The organism is Herbiconiux sp. 11R-BC (assembly GCF_049472555.1).
Classification (GTDB): Bacteria; Actinomycetota; Actinomycetes; order Actinomycetales; family Microbacteriaceae; genus Herbiconiux.
In genome coordinates this window covers 286,892-301,040 of record NZ_JBCEBO010000003.1, presented here as the reverse complement: position 1 = coordinate 301,040, position 14,149 = coordinate 286,892, and the positions used below count along the sequence as shown (strand labels likewise).

14 protein-coding genes are annotated in these 14,149 nt (G+C 67.8%); 7 read left to right on the top strand and 7 right to left on the bottom strand.

All coding sequences use genetic code 11. The features are described from left to right. Window positions 1-3 precede the first annotated feature (3 nt). Window positions 4-1,440, bottom strand: a complete 1,437-nt coding sequence (gene hydA, locus VD659_RS09950) for a dihydropyrimidinase (protein ID WP_423260931.1) — start codon at window positions 1,438-1,440, stop codon at window positions 4-6. A 47-nt stretch (window positions 1,441-1,487) separates the two neighbouring features. Continuing rightward, window positions 1,488-2,336: a nitrilase-related carbon-nitrogen hydrolase gene (locus VD659_RS09945; protein WP_423260930.1), complete on the bottom strand. Its 849-nt coding sequence runs from the start codon at window positions 2,334-2,336 to the stop codon at window positions 1,488-1,490. Window positions 2,337-2,534: 198 nt separating this feature from the next. On the opposite strand from VD659_RS09945, the gene VD659_RS09940 reads away from it, so the two are divergent. The 4 genes from VD659_RS09940 (at window position 2,535) to cofD (ending at window position 5,650) form a co-directional block, all read left to right on the top strand. Next, entirely contained in the window at window positions 2,535-3,869 is a 1,335-nt protein-coding gene (locus tag VD659_RS09940) for an aminotransferase class I/II-fold pyridoxal phosphate-dependent enzyme (protein ID WP_423260929.1), read from the top strand. A gap of 74 nt (window positions 3,870-3,943) precedes the next feature. After that, window positions 3,944-4,225 carry a FitA-like ribbon-helix-helix domain-containing protein gene (locus tag VD659_RS09935; protein ID WP_423260928.1) on the top strand — a complete coding sequence of 94 codons (282 nt, stop codon included), beginning with the start codon at window positions 3,944-3,946 and terminating at the stop codon, window positions 4,223-4,225. After that, a complete protein-coding gene (locus VD659_RS09930; protein WP_423260927.1) occupies window positions 4,222-4,479 on the top strand; it encodes a PIN domain-containing protein in 258 nt (85 codons plus the stop codon). Before VD659_RS09935 ends, VD659_RS09930 begins: the two co-directional genes overlap by 4 nt. A 181-nt stretch (window positions 4,480-4,660) precedes the next feature. Next, window positions 4,661-5,650 (top strand): 2-phospho-L-lactate transferase, encoded by a 990-nt coding sequence (gene cofD, locus VD659_RS09925; RefSeq protein WP_423260926.1) that lies wholly within the window; start codon window positions 4,661-4,663, stop codon window positions 5,648-5,650. 195 nt (window positions 5,651-5,845) lie between these two features. On the opposite strand, the gene VD659_RS09920 is transcribed toward cofD, so the two are convergent. Both VD659_RS09920 and guaD read right to left on the bottom strand, forming a co-directional pair. Further along, window positions 5,846-6,784 carry a hypothetical protein gene (locus VD659_RS09920; RefSeq protein WP_423260925.1) on the bottom strand — a complete coding sequence of 313 codons (939 nt, stop codon included), beginning with the start codon at window positions 6,782-6,784 and terminating at the stop codon, window positions 5,846-5,848. Window positions 6,785-6,786: 2 nt separating this feature from the next. After that, window positions 6,787-8,187 (bottom strand): guanine deaminase, encoded by a 1,401-nt coding sequence (guaD, locus tag VD659_RS09915; protein ID WP_423260924.1) that lies wholly within the window; start codon window positions 8,185-8,187, stop codon window positions 6,787-6,789. Between the two features lie 141 nt (window positions 8,188-8,328). Here guaD and cofG point away from each other — a divergent pair, with 141 nt between their 5' ends. Then, complete coding sequence (cofG, locus tag VD659_RS09910) at window positions 8,329-9,771, top strand: 7,8-didemethyl-8-hydroxy-5-deazariboflavin synthase CofG (protein ID WP_423260923.1); 1,443 nt, start codon at window positions 8,329-8,331, stop codon at window positions 9,769-9,771. On the opposite strand, the gene VD659_RS09905 is transcribed toward cofG, so the two are convergent. Then, window positions 9,768-9,962 carry a hypothetical protein gene (locus VD659_RS09905; RefSeq protein ID WP_423260922.1) on the bottom strand — a complete coding sequence of 65 codons (195 nt, stop codon included), beginning with the start codon at window positions 9,960-9,962 and terminating at the stop codon, window positions 9,768-9,770. The genes cofG and VD659_RS09905 overlap by 4 nt on opposite strands. Window positions 9,963-9,992: 30 nt before the next feature. Between VD659_RS09905 and VD659_RS09900 the strand changes: the two genes are divergently transcribed. Continuing rightward, a complete protein-coding gene (locus tag VD659_RS09900; RefSeq protein WP_423260921.1) occupies window positions 9,993-10,805 on the top strand; it encodes a radical SAM protein in 813 nt (270 codons plus the stop codon). A gap of 25 nt (window positions 10,806-10,830) precedes the next feature. On the opposite strand, the gene VD659_RS09895 is transcribed toward VD659_RS09900, so the two are convergent. Continuing rightward, window positions 10,831-11,604 (bottom strand): hypothetical protein, encoded by a 774-nt coding sequence (locus tag VD659_RS09895; RefSeq protein WP_423260920.1) that lies wholly within the window; start codon window positions 11,602-11,604, stop codon window positions 10,831-10,833. Between the two features lie 189 nt (window positions 11,605-11,793). Between VD659_RS09895 and VD659_RS09890 the strand changes: the two genes are divergently transcribed. Then, entirely contained in the window at window positions 11,794-13,629 is a 1,836-nt protein-coding gene (locus VD659_RS09890; protein WP_423260919.1) for a hypothetical protein, read from the top strand. A gap of 84 nt (window positions 13,630-13,713) precedes the next feature. Here the strand turns inward: VD659_RS09890 and VD659_RS09885 are convergent, their stop codons facing one another. Continuing rightward, window positions 13,714-14,103, bottom strand: coding sequence for an HAD family hydrolase (locus VD659_RS09885; RefSeq protein ID WP_423260918.1), 390 nt, complete (start codon window positions 14,101-14,103; stop codon window positions 13,714-13,716). Window positions 14,104-14,149: the final 46 nt, after the last annotated feature.

Sequence of the window (14,149 nt, the reverse complement as noted above, 5' to 3'; positions counted from 1 at the left end):
AGACTATATCAGGTACTGGCTCAGGCCGCGCTTGAAGTACGCGCCGTCGCCTTTCTTGCCGAGGTATGCGTCGTCGTCGACGATCTTGCGACCGCGGGAGAAGACGGTGTCGACGTGGCCGTCGATCTCGAAGCCCTCCCAGGCCGAGTAGTCCATGTTCATGTGGTGGGTCTTCCCGACGCCGATCGAGGTGTGTCCGCTCGGGTCGTAGATCACCACGTCGCCGTCGGCGCCGGGCTGGATGACGCCCTTCTTGCCGTAGATGCCGAACATCCGCGCCGGCGTCGTGCTCGTGAGCTCCACCCACCGGGGCAGCGAGATCTCGCCCATCACGACGCCCTGATAGATGAGGTCCATGCGGTGCTCGACCGAGCCGATGCCGTTCGGGATCTTCGAGAAGTTGCCGATGCCCATGTCCTTCTGGCCCTTCATGCAGAAGGGGCAGTGGTCGGTGGAGATGACCTGCAGATCGTTCGTGCGCAGGCCCTGCCACATGTGGTGCTGGTGGCCCTCGTGCTTCGAGCGCAGCGGGGTGGAGCACACCCACTTGGCGCCTTCGAAGTCGCCCCACTGCTCGCTGGTGGCGCCCAGCTGGTCCTCGAGCGAGAGGTAGAGGTACTGCGGGCAGGTCTCGGCGAACACGTTCTGCCCGGTGTCACGGGCCTGCGTGATCTGGGCGAGCGCCTCCTTCGCGCTCACGTGCACGATGTAGAGCGGGGCGCCGGTGAGGTTCGCGAGCATGATCGCCCGGTGCGTGGCCTCCTCCTCCGCCTGCCAGGGGCGCGAGACGCCGTGGTAGAACGGCGTCGTCTCGCCGCGCTCGAGGTGCTGCTGCACGAGCAGGTCGATGACCGAGCCGTTCTCGGCGTGCATCATCATCAGCGCGCCGTTCTGCGAGCCCTTCTGCATGGCCTTCACGATCTGGCCGTCGTCGGAGAGGAACACGCCCTTGTAGGCCATGAACAGCTTGAAGCTGGTGACGCCTTCGTTGATCAGCTCGTCCATCGCCACGAGCGAGGAGTCCTGAACGTCGGAGAGGATCTGGTGGAAGCCGTAGTCGACCGCGCACTGCCCGGCCGCCTTCTCCTGCCAGAGGGCGTACTGGTCGAGGATGTTCTCGCCCGCGTACTGCACCACGAAGTCGATGATGCTCGTCGTGCCGCCGTGCGCCGCGGCGCGCGTGCCGGTCTCGAAGGTGTCGCTGGCCTCGGTGCCGCCGAACGGCATCTGCATGTGGGTGTGGGCGTCGATGCCGCCGGGGATCACGTACTTGCCCGAGGCATCCACGACCTCGTCGACGTTCGACGCGAGGTCGAAGCCGAGAAGAGTGCTGCCGGGGGCCAGAACCGCGGCGATGGTGTCGCCGTCGATCAGCACGTCGGCCTGGGCCGTGCCCGTCGCGTTGACGACGGTTCCGCCGGTGATCAGGGTCTTCGTCATTGTTCGCTCCTGTCGCTGGTTCGCTGCGCTGTCTGCCGGGCGCCGGACTACGGCTTCGGGATGCTCGTGTACGACTCCGGACGGCGGTCGCGGTAGAACTGCCAGTCGTCGCGCACCGCGCGGATCATGTCGAGATCGAGGTCGCGGATGACGATCTCCTCGGTCTCGCCCGATCCGTAGTCGCCCACGATGTTGCCCTGCGGGTCGGCGAACTGGCTCTTGCCGTAGAAGGTGACGGCCAGGTCGCCGTACTCGTTGTCCTCGAGGCCGACCCGGTTCGGGGCGGCGACGAAGTATCCGTTCGCCGCGGCGGCGGCGGGCTGCTCGAGCTCCCAGAGCCGGTTCGAGAGGCCGGGCTTCGTGGCATTGGGATTGAAGACGATCTCCGCGCCGTTCAGGCCGAGCTCGCGCCATCCTTCGGGGAAGTGCCGGTCGTAGCAGATGTACACGCCGATCTTGCCGACGGCGGTGTCGAAGACCGGGTAGCCGAGGTTGCCGGGGCGGAAGTAGAACTTCTCCCAGAAGCGGTCGACGTGCGGGATGTGGTGCTTGCGGTACTTGCCGAGGATCGTTCCGTCGGCATCCACCACCACCGCGGTGTTGTAGTAGACGCCCGGCTGGTCCTCCTCGTAGATCGGGAGGATGATGACGAGGTTCAGCTCCTTGGCGAGGGCGGCGAAGCGCTGAACGATCGGCCCGTCGGCGGCCTCGGCGTAGGCGTAGTACTTCTTGTCCTGCGTGATGCCGAAGTAGGGGCCGTAGAAGAGCTCCTGGAAGCAGATGACCTGCGCGCCGTCGGCGGCCGCGTCACGGGCGAACTGCTCGTGCTTGGCGATCATCGACTCCTTGTCGCCGGTCCAGGTGGTCTGAGTGATCGCTGCGCGAACCACGCTCATCTGCCGATTCCTCTCTCATCCCACGGGGTGCTCCGCGCATCCCGTGTTTTGTTATTATTTGGCTTGAACATTTCTCGTGTGTTTCAGAGTGTGACGCGAGAGTAAATATGTCAAGTGCCAGGGGTCCGTGAGCCGAGACTGCGATATCAACGTAGTGGCGGGGATGCACCCCGAGCCAGCTTGAAGATTCGGACGCCGATGCTCGATCAGATCGTGGACGCTGTGGAGTACCGCACGCCCGAGGGCATCGCGGCGGCCATCTCGCGGCTCATCCGCTCCGGGGCGCTGAGCGCCGGAGAGCGCCTGCCGACGGTGCGCGACGTGGCCGCCACCCTCGGGGTGAGCCCCGCCACCGTGAGCAACGCCTGGCAGGCACTCTCGGGCGTCGGCCTCATCACCTCGCGCGGCCGGGCGGGCAGCTATGTCCTGCAGGCGGCGACGCCGTGGATGCCGCCGCACTTCGGCGAGCTCGCCGGCTCGCACGTGGTGGCCCGCCTCGACCTCTCCACCGGCACGCCCGACCCCGCACTGCTGCCCGACCTCAGCGAGGCGCTCACCAAGGTGCCCACGCGCGCCGACACGGCGAGCTACCTCTCCTCCCCCGTGCTGCCGGAGCTCGACCGGCACCTGCGGGCCTCCTGGCCCTACCCGGTGGCGGCGCTCACCATCGTCGACGGGGCACTGGATGCGATCTCCCGCGCCCTCGAGACCCTCGTGCGCTACGGAGACCGGGTGGTCGTGGAGAACCCCAGCTTCCCGCCGTTCTTCGACCTGCTCGACCACTTCGGCGTGGAGCGCATCCCGGTCGACGTCGACAGCGAGGGGATGCTGCCCGACCAGCTCGCGCAGGCGCTCCTGCTGAACCCGGTGGCGATCATCCTGCAGCCGCGGGCACACAACCCCACGGGGGTCTCGATGTCGGCGGCGCGGGCCCGGGAGCTCGCCCGGGTGCTGCGGGCGCACGAGCACCTCGGCGACCCCGTGGTGATCGAGGACGACCACTCGGGCGAGATCTCCAGCGCTCCGGCGCACAGCCTCGGAGCCTGGCTGCCGCTGCGCACCCTGCACGTGCGCAGCTTCGCGAAGTCGCACGGCCCCGATCTGCGCATCGCCGCACTCGGCGGCCCGGAGCCGCTGATCGACCGCATCGTCGCCCGGCGGATGCTCGGGCCGGGCTGGACCTCGCGGATGCTGCAGAGCATCCTCTACCAGCTGCTCGCGGCGAGCTCCTCGGTGTCGACCGTGCACGACGCGCGTCGCATCTACCAGGCCCGGCAGCGGCTGCTCTCGGAGGCGCTGGTGCGGCACGGCCTGCCGCATGAGCCGTCCGACGGCATCAACACCTGGATCCCGGTGACCGACGAGAAGACGGCGATCGTGAATCTCGCGGCGAGCGGCATCCGGGTGGCGGCGGGCTCGTCGTTCCTGGCGGGGCCCAGCTCGGGGCAGTTCCTGCGAGTGACGGCGGGGCGGGTGGCCGAGGACTTCGACCTCGTGGCGGGGCTGCTGGCGGCGGCGGCGCGGGCATCCTGAGGCGTTCCTGACGTTCTCTCGCTTTCGGGCCGGATGCGGTGCTAGCATTGACAGCACGACCTTGAGGGGGCGAGATGGCCACGATCACCGTGAGAGATCTCGACGAGGCGACCCGGAGCAAGCTGCGCGTCCGTGCCGCCCGCAACGGGCGCTCCATGGAGGCAGAAGTGCGCGACATCCTCGAAACCGCTGTGACGGCGGAACCCACCCACCAGTTCGGGCTGGGCAGCCGAATCCACGCGTTGTTCGCTGAGATCGGCGGAGCCGACGATCTCGTCATCGAACCTCGCGTGATCCATCGCGATCCGCCCTTCGCCGCCGAAGAAGAAGATCTCCGGTCCCAAGCAGCGTCGTGATCATCCTCGACACGAACGTCATCTCGGAGTTGACCCATCGTGATGCGGATCGGCGGGTGATCGACTGGATCGATGCGCAGCCGGCCCCCGACATCCATACGACGTCGATCAGCGTCGCGGAGCTGGTCTTCGGCGTCGTTCGCAAGCCGGCGGGATCCCGGCGCACGGAACTCTCGGAGCGCTTGAGTCGATGCTTCGACGACATGATCGGCGATCGGATCCTCTCTTTTGATGCGGATGCCGCGGTGGAGTGAGGTCATCTCCGCGCCGAGCGCCTGAGGTCAGGCCGGTCGTACAGCGTGGAAGACCTGCAGATCGCCGCAATCGCCCTCGTCGTCGGTGCAACCGTGGCGACGCGCAATGTCAGAGACTTCGACCACCCTGGCCTGGAGGTGGTGGACCCGTGGGCGCTCTGAGGGCTGGTTGAATGGTGACGTGAAGATCACGGTGTTGGCGGGCGGTGTCGGGGGTGCCAGGTTCCTGCGGGGGCTGCGCACGCATCTGCGAACCCGGTACCCGAACGGCGACGGCGGCTCGACCGCCGAGATCACCGCGGTGGTGAACACCGGCGACGACATGTGGCTCACGGGCCTGCGGGTGTGCCCCGACCTCGACTCCATCATGTACACCCTGGGCGGCGCCAACGACGACGAGCGCGGCTGGGGCCGCAAGGACGAGAGCGAGCGCGTGAGCGCCGAGCTGACCGCCTACGGCATCGGCTGGCCGTGGTTCACCCTCGGCGACCTCGACCTCGGAACGCACATCGCCCGGTCGGCGTTCCTGCGCGACGGGCTCACCCTCACCGAGGCCACCGCCCGCCTCGCCGAGCGCTGGAACCCGGGGGTGCGCCTGCTGCCGATGAGCGACCAGCCCGTCGAGACCCACGTCGACATCCAGGTCGACGGCAAGCGCCGCATCGTGCACTTCGAGGAGTGGTGGGTCAAGCACCGCGCCACGGTTCCCGCCCAGCGCTTCATCCAGGTCGGCGTCGACGCCGCCCGCCCGAGCCCTGCCGTGCTGCAGGCCATCGCCCAAGCCGACGTCATCCTGCTGGCCCCGTCGAACCCCGTGGTGTCGATCGGCACCATCCTCGGCGTGCCGACCCTGCGTCAGGCCCTGCTCGCCGCCCGCGCGCCGATCGTCGGCGTCTCCCCCATCATCGCCGGCGCCGCCGTGCGCGGCATGGCCGACGCCTGCCTCACGGCCATCGGCGTCGAGACCACCGCCGTCGCCGTGGGCAAGCACTACGGCGCACGCCATCGCGGCGGCATCCTCGACGCCTGGCTCGTCGACGAGACGGATGCCGCGAGCATGCCCGTTCTCGAAGCCGCGGGTCTGCGCACCCGCGCCGTTCCGCTCTGGATGCGCGACCCGGCCACGAGCGCCCAGCTCGCCGCCGACGCCCTCGCCGCCGCCATCGCCTGACCCGCCGGCGCCTGAGCCGGGGGCGACCGGTTTCTGCAGGAATAGCCGCGAGCATCGCACATAGCGCGTCGCTCGCGGCTATTCCTGCAGAAACCGGAGACCCGCCGTCCCGGCCCTACTCCGCGAGCACGACGATGCCGAACGGATGCCCGGCCGGGCCGGTTCTCGTCGCTCGCGCCGCCGAGCGTACGAGCCTCAGCCCCGCAGCGCCAGCAGCAGGGCGTAGACCGCCATCGACACCGCGTAGAGCGCGACGATGATCGCGTAGCCCGCGAGATGCACCCGAACCGGCTGGTTGCGCTTCACCCACCAGCCGAACAGCCGGAACGCCCAGGGCACGAAGAACCAGCCGAGCAGCTGGGTCGACACGACGTTGCCGATGAAGAGCGACAGCCAGAACGGCACCCCGTGGTCGGCGAACAGTGGGTCGGCGATGAAGTAGCCCCAGAGGAACACGATCGGGTAGAGCATCAGCAGCACGAGCAGGTTGCTCTTGAACACCGGGTCGGGCAGCGCCTTGTCCTTCTGGCCCGACCAGAAGCCGAAGCCGTAGCTCGCCCGGGTCAGCGTGAGCTGCTCGTTGTAGTCACGGCCGGCGTCGAGCAGCGCCTTGCGCTCGGGCGACTCGATCCACTTCTCGAGGTGCTCGGGGGTGTCGAAGCTGAGCGCGACGACCCAGTCGTCCTGCACGCCGGGGATGGGCCGCTCGATCTTGTGGCCGAGAAAGCCGTCGAAGCGCGATTCGGCCGCCGAGATCTGCCGCTGCCAGTCGAGGAACGCCCCCTCCTCGGTCTCGGGCACGCGGCTCGAGATGAGAACGGATGCCGCCTCGGCCGGCTTCTCGGAGTCCTCTGTGAACAGGTGCACGTCGTCGTTGCCGATGAAGTGGTCTTTGATCTGGTCGAGCAGGGCCATCCGGTCGGCGCTCTGCAGCCAGCCGCGGGCGGACTCGACGTCGCGGAAGCGCTGCACGATCACCCAGTCGACCTGCAGCGGCGGATCGGGCCGGATGACGCGGCGGTCGAGGAACCCCGGCCACGACTCGATCCGGCGCCCCACCTGCTCCTGCCACTCGGCGTACTCGGCGTCGCTGTGCTCGGCCAGCCGCCGGTGCACCACCAGGGCGACGGTCACGCTCAGGCCTTCTTGTAGGCGAGCTCGCCCATCACCCAGGTCTCGTCGACGGCGCGCTCGTCGCTCACCATCATGATGCCGAAGAGCAGGTCGGAGACCTCGTCGAGGGTGAGCACCTCTCCGGCCGATTCGGTGACGAGGCTCTGGTGCCACGCGGTGGCGGGCGGGCCGGCGGTGTAGTCGAGGGCCACGAAGTCGGCCTCCTTGCCGATGTCGAAGTTGCCCACGAGGTCGTCGATGTAGAGCGACTCGGCGCCGCCCTTGGTGAGCGAGTAGAAGGCGCGCATCGGCGAGAGCTTGTTGCGCTCCGACTCGGCGAGGTCCATCTCGCTCGGGACGATGCTGCCGTCGAGGATCGTGTTGTTCAGCATGCCCACCTTGTAGGCGTCCTCGAGGGTGTTCAGCAGGCTGAAGCGGTTGCCGCCGCCCATGTCGGTGCCGAAGCTCAGCAGCACGCGGTGCTCCGGATCGGTAGCGCGGCCCAGGCGGAACAGCCCCGAGCCGAGGTAGAGGTTCGACGAGGGGCAGAACGCCACGGCGGCGCCCGAGTCGGAGAAGCGGCGGAACTCGTCGTTCGAGAGCCACACACCGTGGCCTCCGGTGAACTTGGGGCCCACCAGGCCGAACTTCTCGTAGACGCCGAGGTAGTCGTGGCAGTCGTCGTGCAGGGCGAGCACGCCGTGGATCTCGGCCGGGTTCTCGGAGATGTGGGTGTTGATCCACAGCTCGGGGTATTCCTGCTTGAGCTTCTGGCAGGCTGCGAACAACTCGTTCGAGGCGCCGTAGCCGAAGCGCGGGGTGATGGCGTAGAGGTTGCGGCCGGTGCCGTGCCATTTCTCGATCAGGGTCTTCGAGTCGTCGTAGAACTGCTCGGGGGTGTTGGCGAAGTAGTCGGGCACATGCCGGTCGATGCCGGTGAGACCGCCGATCATGCGCATGTTGCGACGGGTGGCCTCCTCGAAGAACACCTCATTGCAGGTGAGGTTGCCGGTCGTGAAGGTCTGCGCCGTGGTGGTGCCGGAGGCGAGCAGGTTGTCGAAGAAGTGCTTCGTGCCCTCCTCGGCGTAGGCGCGGTCGGCGTACTTGTGCTCCTCGGGGAACACCCACTTCTGCAGCCACGGCAGCAGCTGCTCGCCGTAGGCGCCGAGCACCCGGGTCTGCGCGAGGTGGATGTGACCGTCGATGAAGCCCGGCAGGATGATGCGGTCGCGGATCTCCGTGATCTCGACCCCCGCGTGCTTCGGCGCGATCTCGGCGTAGGCGCCGAAGTCGACGATGATGCCGTCCTCGATCACGAGCAGGCCGTCGGCGTGGAACCGGGCAGCATCCTGTTCACTGCCGACGTGCTTCCAGGGGTCGTCGATGAAGTCGAGAAAAGTGCCTCGGATGGCTGTCGTAGACAAGAGGATCCCCATTCGTAGTCGGTGTCTTCATCGTGACATAGACACCCCACATCGGGGGGAATCGGCCTGCCCCCAGTACGGGGAGGGTGGCCGCTCCCGGATGGATTACCGTCTCACCCGGGCGCGGCGTAGAGTCCTGTCGTGCCCGAAGAACTGCCGTTCCCCACGCTCGCGCCGAGTTCCACCGAGGTGCGGCGAACCGGCCGCCGCGGGCGCGCATCCGGTTCCGCGGCGCAGGCCTTCGTGCCCGGCGCCGAGCAGCTGCTGGCCGCCCTGGCCGTCGCCGAAGGGGGCGAGTCCCTCTCGCACCGCGACGCCGAGACCCTGCTGCACGCCCGCGGCGACGAGCTCGACCGCCTGCTCGCGGTGGCGGGCCGAATGCGCGACGCCGGCCTGGCCGCGGCCGGACGGCCCGGGGTCATCACCTACTCCCGCAAGGTCTTCATCCCGCTCACGCACCTCTGCCGCGACCGCTGCCACTACTGCACCTTCGTGCAGTCGCCCGGCAAGCTCGCCGCCGCCGGCAAGGCCCCCTTCCTCTCCCCCGACGACGTGCTCGAGGTAGCTCGCCAGGGCGCCGCGATGGGCTGCAAGGAAGCGCTGTTCACCCTGGGCGACCGGCCGGAAGACCGCTGGGGCGCCGCCCGCGAGTGGCTCGACGAGCACGGCTACACCTCCACCATCGACTACCTGCGGGCGATGGCCGAGCTCGTGCTCGCCGAGACCGGGCTGCTCCCGCACCTGAACCCCGGCGTCATGTACCCCGAGGAGATCGAGCTGCTGAAGCCCGTGGGGCCGTCGATGGGCATGATGCTCGAGACCACCTCCGAGCGCATCTGGCTCGAGAAGGGCGAGGCGCACTTCGGCTCGCCGGACAAAGACCCGGCGCTGCGGCTCTCGGTGCTCGAGAACGCCGGCCGCCTCAAGGTGCCCTTCACCACCGGGCTCCTCTTCGGCATCGGCGAGAACTACGCCGAGCGCATCGACGGGATGTTCGCCATCCGCGACTCCGCCGAGCGGCACGGGCACGTGCAGGAGGTCATCATCCAGAACTTCCGGGCGAAACCGGCCACCGCGATGATGGGCGTGGCCGACCTCGAGACCCAGGAGTACGTGGCGGCCGTCGCCGTGGCGAAGCTCGTGCTGGGGCCGGATGCGCGCATCCAGGCCCCGCCGAACCTCACGGATGCGCTCGAGCTGTCGCTGCTCGTGCGCGCCGGCATCGACGACTGGGGCGGGGTGTCACCACTCACGCCCGACCATGTGAACCCCGAGCGGCCGTGGCCGCAGATCGACACGCTCGCGGCCCTCACGGCCGCCACCGGCTACACCCTGCGCGAGCGCCTCACCGCCCACCCGCACTACGTGCGCGCCGAGGAGCCATGGATCGACCCGCGGGTGCTGCCGCACGTGCGGGCGCTGGCCTCCGAAGACGGTCTGGCGATCGAGGGCCGCGTGGCCGTCGGCCTGCCCTGGCAGGAGCCGGAATGGGGCTCATCGGGGTCGGGGCGCACCGCGCTCCACACCGAGATCAACACGATCGGGCGCATCGGCGACCGTCCCAGCGACTTCGAAGACGTCTAAGGCGACTGGTCAGAGCTGCGCGAGCGCGTCGGGGCGAACGCCGGCAACGCGGTGCGGGCATCCGGAGACCGTGCGGCGCGCTCGGCGCTGCTGCGCGCATCCGTCGACCCGCTGGACTCACGGATGCCGAGTACCTCACGCTGCTCGGCGCCGACGGCCCCGACCTCGAAGCTCTCGCGGCCCTCGCCCACGAGGTGCGGCGCGCCACCGTGGGCTACGTCGTGAACCGCAACATCAACTTCACCAACGTCTGCTACACCGGATGCCGCTTGTGCGCGTTCACTCAGCGGCGCAACGATGCGGATGCCTATACCCTGTCGATGGAGCGGGCGGGCGACCGCGTCGACGAGGCCAGGCAGATCGGCGCCACCGAGATCTGCATGCAGGGCGGCATCCACCCCGACCTGCCGGGCACGGCGTACTTCGACCTGGCGCGCACGGTGAAGGCACGGCAGCCCGACATCCACCTGCACGCGTTCAGCCCGATGGAGATCGTGAACGGGGCGGCCCGCACCGGTCTGTCGTTCCGCGACTTCCTACTCGAGGCGAAGGCGGCGCTGTCGCGCATCCAGGACGAGACGGGCGGGTTCACGGAGTTCGTGCTGCTGCCGTTCATCCACATGAACTCCCCCGTCTACCTCGCCGGTGTGGCGCGGCCGGGGCCGAAGGTGCAGGAGAACCGGGCCATCCACGCGGTGTCGCGGCTCATGCTGCACGGGCGGATCGACCACGTGCAGACCTCGTGGGTGAAGCTCGGCAACGGCGGCACCCAGCAGATGCTGCGTGGCGGCCCCGACGACCTCGGCGGCACCCTCATGGAGGAGACGATCAGCCGCATGGCCGGCGCCGACAACGGTTCGGAGAAGACCGTCGACGAGCTGGAGCGCATTATCACCGAGATCGGCCGCACCCCCGTGCAGCGCACCACCACCTATGGTCGCCCGACCGACGAGCGTGTCGCGGTCGCCCGCGAGTTCGCCTCCCGAGGCTTCGCGGCCACGGGCAAGTCCCTGCGCCTCCTCCCCATGGCTTGACCCCGCACATCCGCAGGATCTTTCGTCATGCGTCGTCAGCGAACACGTCGACGAGCTCGAGCTCACCCGAGTAGTGCAGCGCGATGATCCGCCCGTCTGCGCCGATGCTCTGATCCACGCGCACCGCCGCGGCCCCGATTCCGGCGACGGTTCCCGAAGAGGGATCGAGCCGCAGGAGCTGTTCACCCGCGGCCACGACGATGCGGCCGGAAGTCGCGGCTAACCAGGTGGGCACGACAATCGGCCGGCCCGCGTCGGCGTGGGCGGATTCCGGCCCAGAACGGAGAACAGTGAGGGTGCCGGACGGTTGCCGCAGAAGCACGGCTCCGTGGCGTGAATCGGTTGTGACGACCGCGCCCTCCTCGCCCATCATGGCGATACTTCTCGGCATCGACTGGCGCGGAAGCTCGGCGAATAGCGCAAGGTCCTTCGTCACCGGGTCGAGGCGCCAGATGCAATCGCCGTGTGCGTCGGCGACAAGCAAGGTGGAGTCATGATCCACGACCACGGCGGAGGGCCTCATTCCGGCTGACGCCGTAGTCTGCCTGTCTTCCTCGAGCCCATCCAAGGAGCGCACGGTCCCGTCGTCAGTCATCACCACGTACGCTGCCGGAGAAGGGCGGCTCGCTATTGCCAAGAGCGCACGAGCATGGTTCGTTCGGGCCCGGAACGAGGTCGATTGCACCACCGCTCCGTCATTGTCGAGTTTCGACACCGTCACCACTGGTCTCCGACGTCCGCCGGGCGTGACCCCTGCGACATAGACGTTGCCCAAACCGTCGCGGCGAATGTCGGTCACGAAGCCGACGTCTATAGGTGTCATCCACTCGGTCTCGTCAGGGGTGCGTCGCAGGGCCCGGCGCCCTCGGTAGTCGACGACCACTGCGGCTCGCTCGTCGACTGCGACGAGTCTCGAGTACTCCCCTGGCGTGCACGACACAGTAAACCAGCCTACCTGAACAATAATCAGTTTCAGTAGTATCGGAACATGAGAATTCGTATCATCATTCGTGGGATCGCTGCGGTCGCTTCGGCTTCGTGCGCAATGGCGCTGTGCGCCTGCGTCGCCCAGCCCGGCGAAAGTGCGAGCACCGCTCCTTCGAACCTGTCTCGTATGCAGACCGTCCTGCAGCAGATCGACGATGATGGCGGTTACACGCCGCTGGTCGCCCTGCAGGCTTTAAGTGTGGCGTTCGGGCCCATCGCGGGGGTGAGGACGCCAGAAGGAAGCGTGAACGGAACCGACTCCGGGACACTCGCGGTCGACATGGTAAGAAGCAGCTGGAATGAACTCGAGCCGTCGGAGCAAGCCGCCGCTCTCGACCTCGTTCCGGAATTGAGCCCGTCGCCTTCGGCTCAGGGTGCATCGCTGACACCGACGTCCACGGTCGATCCATTCGAGCGGATCGCCGGCGATGCGTTCGCCTGGTATCTGCACGTCAGTGGAATTTCTGACCCAGGATGGCGCCCCCATGTCGCGTACGGGCAACACGAGAAAGCCACTGTTGCCGCATTCGCGATCGCGAATGCGGCCTCATGCGAAATCAAGCTCGTGCATGACCGCTTCGATCGCCGGGAGGCAAGCATCAAGAACTATCTGCTCGCCCATGAGGCATTCCACTGCGCGCAAGGACTTGTGACCGGCGGCGACGACGAATCGGCGCCGTGGCTGAATGAAGGTCTGGCGACGTGGGCCGCAGTCAATGCCCCCCGCGGCGCTGACGGCGCGATCCCGGCATCCTACTTCTACTCTGACGACAGCCCCGACTTCTGGTTCTCCTACTTTCTAGCCCCACATCGGTCTCTGTACGCGCGGTCCTACGACGCATTCGGCTTCTTCACCTATCTCGACCAGCACCGAGTCGACCTCTGGCATCTCTGGCCCACCCTTTCCTCCGACAGCCACGACGCGTTCGTGGCATTGACCGGTGCGACCAGCACCCTCGTCGATTGGGCGTCCGGTTACTTCCGCGACAGCTCGCGTGCGGGGTGGGACATGACGGGCCCTGGCATCCCTAGCGTGAAGCCCGACGACGTCGACGACACGTTTCGCATCGAGAACGGTTCGCACGAGGCGCAGCCGATTCTCGAGGCAGCCACCGATTACGCCCGCGTCGTCTCGACGGCAGACATTCTGGACGTCGTGCTGGACGGAGTCGGAAGAATGAAGGTGGGAACAGGTTCGGAGCCCTTCGTCCCAGCACATTCCATGTCGTTCTGCAGCCGTCCGGACGGGTGCAACTGTCCCGACGGGCTCACCTTGCTGAAGCCATTGGCGCCTCTGAGCAGGGGTGAGGAGGTCGTGGTCGCGCTGACCGGCGGTGTGCAACCGGGATCGTTCGGATTCACCGGCAGGTCGTTCGATCCCACACAGGAATGCGCCCGAACACCTGCCGGAGCGTGGACCCTGAAGTCGTTCGCAGTGACCGGGGACGAATTCTCGGTCGAGTATCGCCCGATCAGCGGCGCGACGACGATCACGGTCTCTGGAGCCGATCAACCCTCGACGATGGAGATGGCGTCAGACTTCGCGGGAACGCTGACACTGGGAAGTGACAGCACGACGAATGTGGTCTCGGGCCGTGGCCACGCATCACCTCAGCTCCTGTTCGATGCCACCTCGTCGACGTTGGAGTGGATCGACGGGCCGAACGACGTCGGATTCGCGTTCACGATCAACGGGCAGCAGGTCACCGACTCCGACGTCGGTGTGCAATCATCCTTCGAGCCGATCAACCATATGACATACTCGCTCAACGATTCGACGATGACCTGGGTCTATCCGGTAGAAGGTGGCAAGGGCACCTGGATCTGGCGACGCTGACTCGACAGCGCGTTCGCCATCAGGCAGTCACCCGTCAACGTTGAGCTGGAAGGCTGATCCGGTAGGTGCCGTCGTCGCTCAGAGTTAATCGTGTGCTCGTGTAGTCCTCGACCCGGGCCAGGCCCTCGGCCGCGCTCCCCGCGAAGCCTCCGACCACGACGACCTGGGCGCCCGAGGCGGTGGCCGCCCGGAGGCCGGCGTCGGTATCCTCGAAGATGACGATTCGGGGTCATGGCCGAGGAGTTCGGCGGCGCGGAGGTAACCCTCGGGGTGGGGCTTGCCGGCCGTGACGTCTTCGGCGGCGACCACCACCTTCGGAAGCCGGATGCCGGCCTCGGCCATGCACGGGCGCGCGAGTCCGCGTAGAGCCGAGGTCACGAGCGCGACGTCGACGGGGTCGAACGACGCCACGAACTCGGCGGCTCCGGGCACCTCGCGCACGACGCCCCCCACACCGGTCTCGTGCTCGCTCACGACGGCCAGCGCCGCGGCGACCTCGGCCTCGTCGTAGTCGGGCGCG

Excerpts from the sequence above, each read along its gene's own strand:
- VD659_RS09890 (WP_423260919.1), top strand. The coding sequence starts at position 11,794 with ATGAGAATTCGTATCATCATTCGTGGGATCGCTGCGGTCGCTTCGGCT.
- VD659_RS09935 (WP_423260928.1), top strand. The coding sequence starts at position 3,944 with ATGGCCACGATCACCGTGAGAGATCTCGACGAGGCGACCCGGAGCAAG.
- VD659_RS09940 (WP_423260929.1), top strand. The coding sequence starts at position 2,535 with ATGCTCGATCAGATCGTGGACGCTGTGGAGTACCGCACGCCCGAGGGC.
- hydA (WP_423260931.1), bottom strand. The coding sequence starts at position 1,440 with ATGACGAAGACCCTGATCACCGGCGGAACCGTCGTCAACGCGACGGGC.
- VD659_RS09945 (WP_423260930.1), bottom strand. The coding sequence starts at position 2,336 with ATGAGCGTGGTTCGCGCAGCGATCACTCAGACCACCTGGACCGGCGAC.